Genomic DNA, 6,136 nt, shown 5'->3' with positions numbered 1-6,136 from the left:
GATGCATGGGACCGTTTACGCCAATTTCGCCATTAACTTCTCCGACCTCATCATCGCCGTCGGCGCCCGGTTCGACGACCGGGTGACCGGCAAGCTCTCCGCCTTCGCGCCCCATGCGAAGGTGATCCACATCGATATCGACCCGGCGGAGATCAACAAGAACCGGAAGGCCGATGTGGCCTTGATCGGCGACGCCAAGCAGGTGCTGCGCACGTTGCTCCCTATGGTCCGGCCGCCCGACACCGAGGCATGGTGGCGTCAGATCCAGGACTGGAAGGCGCGCTATCCGCTGCGCTATCGCCAGGGCGACGATGTGATCAAGCCTCAGTTCGCCATCCAGATGATTTATGAGTTGACGAAGGAGCATAGGCCCATCGTCACCCTGGATGTGGGCCAGCACCAGATGTGGGCGGCCCAGTTCTTCACATGGACGGAGCCGCGGACCTGCATCACCTCCGGCGGGTTGGGGACGATGGGCTTCAGCCTGCCGGCGGCGGTCGGGGCCCAGCTCGGACGCCCGGATCGCTTGGTGATCAACATCAACGGCGACGGCTCCTTCCAGATGACCTTCCAGGCTTTGATCACCGCCGTCGAGTGGCACCTTCCCATCAAAGTCTTCATCATCAACAACCGGTATCTCGGCATGGTCCGCCAGTGGCAGGAGCTGTTCTACAACCGACGCTACTCGGCTGTCTACCTGGCCAACCCGGACTTCGCCCGCATGGCGGAGGCGGTGGGCGCGGCGGGGATCCGGGTGGAGCGGCCGGATCAGGTCGAGCCGGCCATCCGGCAGGCCCTGGCCATCACCGACCGGCCCGTGGTGGTCGACATCCTGGTGGACCCCGAGGAGAACTGCTTCCCGATGATCCCGTCGGGGATGACGGTGTTCGATCTGCTGATCGCCCCAGGCGTGAAGGCGACGCCATGACCGGCGAGGAGGATGAGATGCCCCACTGGTTGGCCGTGACGATCGAGAACTCTGTGGAAAGCTTGAACCGGGTGTTCCATCTGCTGCGCCGGCGCCATCTGCCGGTGGACACGATCTCGGTGTGCCGCACCGAGGATCCCCAGGATCTCCGGTTGTTGATCCCGGTGGATCCCCAGCAGGCCGATCCGGATCGCATCCGGGCGAATTTGGAGAAGCTCCTCTGCGTGAAGGCTGTGGAGGACTGGGGGGAGCGCCCGCTGGTGATCCGGGACATGGCGCTGGTGAAGGTCCGGGCCCCCTCGGAAGCCTGGGTGGAGATCGCGCAGCTGGCGGAGTTCTATCGGGCCCGGATCGTGGATGTGGGCCCGGAGACCCTCATCGTGGAGGTGACCGGGTCGACGGACAAGGTGGACTCATGCATCGCCCGCCTGCAGCGGTTCGGTGTGGTGGAGGTGACCCGCGCCGGGCCGATGGCGATGATCCGGGGCCAGGCGGAGGCTACACCGGCGGATCGCATCGCCGAGGCCGCCTGAGCCCACCTGGAAGACCTGGTTCCTGCCCATCTTTTTCCAAGGAGGTATCCGATGGCGCGCATCTACTACGACGTCGACGCGGATCTCGGTCTCTTGAACGGTCGGCGGATCGCCGTGTTGGGCTACGGCAGCCAAGGCCACGCCCACGCCCTGAACCTCCGGGACAGCGGCTGCGATGTGTGCGTGGGGCTCTACCGGGGCAGCAAGTCCTGGGAGAAGGCGGAGGCGGATGGCCTCCCCGTGTATGAGGTGGCGGAGGCGGTGCGGCGGTCGGATATCATCGTGATGCTGGTGCCGGACCCGGCCCAGCCGGCCCTCTACCGGGAGGCGGTCGCCCCCCATCTGGCCCCCGGCAAGACCTTGATGTTCGCCCATGGCTTCAACATCCGCTTCGGCCAGATCGTCCCGCCCCCCGATGTGGATGTGAGCATGGTGGCCCCGAAATCCCCCGGCCACCGAATGCGAGAGGTCTTCCAGGAGGGGGGAGGGGTCCCCGCCCTGGTGGCCGTGCACCAGGATGCCACGGGGAAGGCCCTGCCAACGGCCTTGGCCTATGCCAAGGGCCTGGGATGCACTCGGGCCGGGGTGCTCGAGACCACCTTCGCGGAGGAGACGGAGACGGACCTCTTCGGCGAGCAGGTGGTCCTGTGCGGCGGGGTGACCCATCTCATCAAGGCAGCCTTCGAGACCCTGGTGGAGGCCGGTTACCAACCGGAGATCGCCTATTTCGAGTGTCTGAACGAGCTGAAGCTCATCGTGGACCTGATGTATCAGGGCGGCCTCTCGTATATGCGCTACTCGGTGAGCGACACCGCGGAATACGGCGATTACCGCAGCGGCCCGCGGGTGATCGACGACCATGTGCGGGCCACGATGAAGCAGATCTTGGAAGAGATCCGCAGCGGCGCCTTCGCTGAGGAATGGATCGAGGAGAACGTCAAGGGCCGCCCCTGGTTCAACGCGAAGCGGGAGGAGGAGCGCCGGCATCCCATCGAGGAGGTGGGCCGTCGCCTCCGGGCGATGATGCCCTGGCTGAACCCAAAGGAAGTGTAGGGTCCACCCCACTCGACGCAAGGAGGCAGGTATGGAGGAGGATGTCGTTCGGATCTTTGATACCACGCTGCGCGACGGCGAACAATCACCGGGCGCCACCCTCACGGTGGAGGAGAAGCTGGAGATCGCCCGCCAGCTGGTCCGCCTGGGGGTGGACATCATCGAGGCGGGCTTCCCCATCGCCTCGCCCGGCGATTTCGAGGCCGTGCGCCGGATCGCCCGGGAGATCGGGCCGATGGGGAAGGAGCGGCCCAACGGGCCGCCGGTGATCGCCGGGCTGGCCCGGGCGAACCGGGAGGACATCGACGCCTGCTGGGAGGCGGTGCGGGAGGCCCCCCGCCCCCGCATCCACGTCTTCCTGGCGACCTCGGACATCCACCTGCAGTACAAGCTGCGCATGACCCGGGAGGAATGCCTGGCCCGCATCCGGGAGATGGTCGCCTACGCCCGCCGCTTGTGCGACGATGTGGAGTTCTCCCCTGAGGATGCGGGGCGCACGGATCGGGATTTCCTGATGCAGGCCCTGACCGTGGCCGTGGAGGCCGGGGCCACCACGTTGAACATCCCGGATACGGTGGGCTATACCACCCCCGAGGAATTCGGCAGCCTCTTCGCGGAGATCCGCCGTCGGGTCCCAGGGGTGGAGCGGGTGGTTCTCTCCGCCCACTGTCACAACGACCTGGGGCTGGCCACGGCCAACACCTTGGCCGCCATCCGCAACGGCGCCCGCCAGGTGGAGGTCACGGTCAACGGCATCGGGGAACGGGCGGGGAACACCGCCCTCGAAGAGGTGGTCATGGCCCTTCACACCCGGCGGGATGTGTTCGGGGTGCGCACCCACATCGATACCACGCAGATCTACCGCACCAGCCGCCTGGTGAGCGCCCTGACCGGCATCCCGGTCCAACCCAACAAGGCGATCGTGGGGGCCAACGCCTTCGCCCATGAAGCCGGGATCCACCAGGATGGGATGCTCAAGAACCCGCTGACCTACGAGATCATGCGGCCGGAGACGGTGGGGGTGCCGGAGTCCCGTCTGGTCCTGGGGAAGCACTCCGGCCGGCACGCCTTCCGGGTTCGGCTGGAGCAGATGGGGTATCATCTTCCCCCCGACGCCTTCGAGGAGGCGTTCAACCGGTTCAAGGCGTTATGCGATCGCAAGAAGTATGTGACGGACTTCGACTTGGAAGCGCTGATGGCGGATTTCGCGCAAAGCAGCGGGCAGGCCTGGCGGCTGGACACCTTACAGGTGACCTGCGGCACGCCGTTGATCGCTACCGCCACCGTTCGCCTGATCGGTCCCGACGGCGAGACGCGGGTGGGGACGGGAACCGGGAACGGGCCGGTGGATGCGGCCTACCGGGCCGTCGAGGCCGCCCTCGGGGTGCAGGCCCATCTCTTGGAGTTCAACGTCCACGCGGTGACCCCCGGGCGCGACGCGATGGGCCGGGTCTTCGTCCAGGCCGAGGATCCCCAGACGGGGGAGCTGGCAGGGGGATTCGGTGTGGATACCGATATCGTGGTGGCCGCCGCCAAGGCCTATCTCAACGCCCTGCTGCGGCTGATGCGGACCGCCTCACGCGTCCAGGTGGAGCTGTCGATCCCGGCGCCATGACCTGGGCCCGCGGCCTTTGCGGGGTGGCCCCACCGGTCTCTGCGGAGCCCAGGGGAAGCCTTGAACGCATTTCCAGGTGCCCACCATCCAAACCGTCGAATCGGAGGTTCACCGATGGGCATGACGATGGCCGAGAAGATCATCGCCGCCCATGCAGGGGTGGAACGCGTGGAGCCCGGCGAGCTGGTGGAGGTGCAGGTGGATTTCGTGATGGCCAACGATATCACGGCTGCCCTGGCCATTCAGGAGTTTGAGAAGCTTGGGGTGGAGGGGGTTTTCGATCAGGGGCGGGTCGCTTTCGTGGCCGATCACTTCGTCCCCCCGCCCAACATCAAGGCCGCCGAGCAGTGTATGGCGGTGCGCGGCTGGGCCCGGCGGAAGGGGATCCTGTACTTCGAGGGCGGGCGCGACGGCGGCATCGAGCATATCGTGCTGCCGGAGCAGGGGCTGGTGTTGCCCGGGGAGATCATCATCGGAGCCGATTCCCATACCTGCACATACGGCGCCCTGGGCGCTTTCTCCACCGGGGTCGGCTCCACCGACGCGGCGGTGGCCATGGCCACCGGCCGGATCTGGCTGAAGGTGCCCCCCACGATGCGCCTGTTCTACCACGGGACGCTCCGGCCGTGGGTGATGGCCAAGGATCTCATCCTCCACACCATCGGGCGCATCGGCGTGGACGGCGCGCTTTACATGGCGATGTTCTTCACGGGGCCGGTGATCCGGTCCCTCTCGATGGATGGGCGGTTCACCATCACCAACATGGCGATCGAGGCGGGGGCGAAGGCAGGGCTGATGGAGGTGGACGAGAAGACCTTGGATTACGTCCGCCCGCGGGCCAAGCGCCCCTTCACCGTTTATGCGGACGATCCGGACGCCCAGTATGCGGCCGATTTGGACTTCGACGTCAGCGATTGGGAGCCGGTGGTGGCGGTGCCCCATCTGCCCTCCAATGTGCGGCCGGTGAGCGAGCTGGCGGACGTTCCGATCGACCAGGTGTTCATCGGCTCGTGCACGAACGGGCGTATCGAGGATCTGCGGGTGGCCGCTCGGATCCTCCAAGGCCGGCAGGTCCATCCGGAGGTCCGGTGCATCATCATCCCGGGCAGCGGCCCCACCTACCGTCAAGCCTTGGCGGAGGGGCTGATCGACATCTTTGTGGAGGCCGGCGCGGTGGTGGGCCTGCCGTCCTGCGGCCCGTGTATGGGCGGCTACTCGGGGGTGCTGGGGCCCGGGGAGCGCTGCGTCTCCACCACCAACCGCAACTTCGTCGGCCGGATGGGCCATCCGGCCAGCGAGGTGTATCTGGCCAACCCGGCGGTGGCCGCCGCCAGCGCGATCCTGGGCCGCATCGCCAGCCCGGAGGAGGTCGGGGTGGAGGCGGTCGCCGCGTGATGGGGAAGCATTTCCCACTTAGGGATGGAGGAGCTGTGATGGACGAGCGCCGCTGGATCTGGGAGGAGGTTCTGGAGGAGGCCGTCGCGTCCTGGGAGCCGGAGGGCGCGGACGGCCCGGACGGCGTTCACCGCTCGATGGAGTGGGTGGTGGACTGCATGATGGGGTGCTACAACTTCGTGGAACCCGATGGGGAATAGGGAGGGAGGGAAATGCGCTTCCAGGGGCATGCCTGGGTGTTCGGGGACAACATCGATACCGATGTGATCATCCCGGGCCGGTATCTGAACACCACCGATCCGAAGGAGCTGGCCGCGCATTGCATGGAGGGGGTGGACCCCGAGTTCCCCCGCAAGGTGCAGCCCGGCGACATCGTGGTGGCGGGCCGGAACTTCGGGAGCGGCTCCTCCCGCGAGCACGCGCCCATCAGCCTGAAGGCGGCCGGCGTCTCTTGCGTCATCGCCAAATCCTTCGCCCGCATCTTCTTCCGGAACGCCATCAACATCGGCCTCCCGGTGCTGGAGTGCCCTGAGGCCGTGGAGGCCGTCCAGCCCGGCGACGAACTGGAGGTCCGCCTGGACACCGGGGAGATCCGCCACCTGCGGACCGGCC

7 protein-coding genes are annotated in these 6,136 nt (G+C 66.9%); all 7 read left to right on the top strand.

The window, feature by feature from the left end; all coding sequences use genetic code 11:
• The coding region (locus ACFMO5_RS12085; RefSeq protein ID WP_376793006.1) for a thiamine pyrophosphate-dependent enzyme at positions 1-928 on the top strand (928 nt) is incomplete at its 5' end.
• 17 nt (positions 929-945) lie between these two features.
• The gene (gene ilvN, locus ACFMO5_RS12080) at positions 946-1,461 is read left to right on the top strand and encodes an acetolactate synthase small subunit (protein ID WP_376793005.1); all 516 of its coding nucleotides are present in this window, start codon (positions 946-948) and stop codon (positions 1,459-1,461) included.
• 51 nt (positions 1,462-1,512) lie between these two features.
• Complete coding sequence (gene ilvC / locus ACFMO5_RS12075; RefSeq protein ID WP_376793004.1) at positions 1,513-2,514, top strand: ketol-acid reductoisomerase; 1,002 nt, start codon at positions 1,513-1,515, stop codon at positions 2,512-2,514.
• Between the two features lie 31 nt (positions 2,515-2,545).
• Positions 2,546-4,129, top strand: coding sequence for a 2-isopropylmalate synthase (locus ACFMO5_RS12070; RefSeq protein ID WP_376793003.1), 1,584 nt, complete (start codon positions 2,546-2,548; stop codon positions 4,127-4,129).
• 114 nt (positions 4,130-4,243) lie between these two features.
• On the top strand, positions 4,244-5,524 hold the full coding sequence (leuC, locus tag ACFMO5_RS12065) for a 3-isopropylmalate dehydratase large subunit (RefSeq protein WP_376793002.1): 1,281 nt from the start codon (positions 4,244-4,246) through the stop codon (positions 5,522-5,524).
• A gap of 38 nt (positions 5,525-5,562) precedes the next feature.
• Positions 5,563-5,724, top strand: coding sequence for a hypothetical protein (locus ACFMO5_RS12060; RefSeq protein ID WP_376793001.1), 162 nt, complete (start codon positions 5,563-5,565; stop codon positions 5,722-5,724).
• 12 nt (positions 5,725-5,736) lie between these two features.
• On the top strand, positions 5,737-6,136 hold a 400-nt coding region (locus ACFMO5_RS12055), incomplete at its 3' end, for a 3-isopropylmalate dehydratase small subunit (protein ID WP_376793000.1).

It is taken from the genome of Thermoflexus sp., from assembly GCF_042408365.1.
GTDB lineage: Bacteria > Chloroflexota > Anaerolineae > Thermoflexales > Thermoflexaceae > Thermoflexus.
This window is presented reverse-complemented; position numbering and strand designations above follow the sequence as displayed.

Coding starts and splice junctions, on each gene's coding strand:
- ilvN (WP_376793005.1), top strand. CDS start 946: ATGCCCCACTGGTTGGCCGTGACGATCGAGAACTCTGTGGAAAGCTTG.
- ilvC (WP_376793004.1), top strand. CDS start 1,513: ATGGCGCGCATCTACTACGACGTCGACGCGGATCTCGGTCTCTTGAAC.
- ACFMO5_RS12070 (WP_376793003.1), top strand. CDS start 2,546: ATGGAGGAGGATGTCGTTCGGATCTTTGATACCACGCTGCGCGACGGC.
- leuC (WP_376793002.1), top strand. CDS start 4,244: ATGGGCATGACGATGGCCGAGAAGATCATCGCCGCCCATGCAGGGGTG.
- ACFMO5_RS12060 (WP_376793001.1), top strand. CDS start 5,563: ATGGACGAGCGCCGCTGGATCTGGGAGGAGGTTCTGGAGGAGGCCGTC.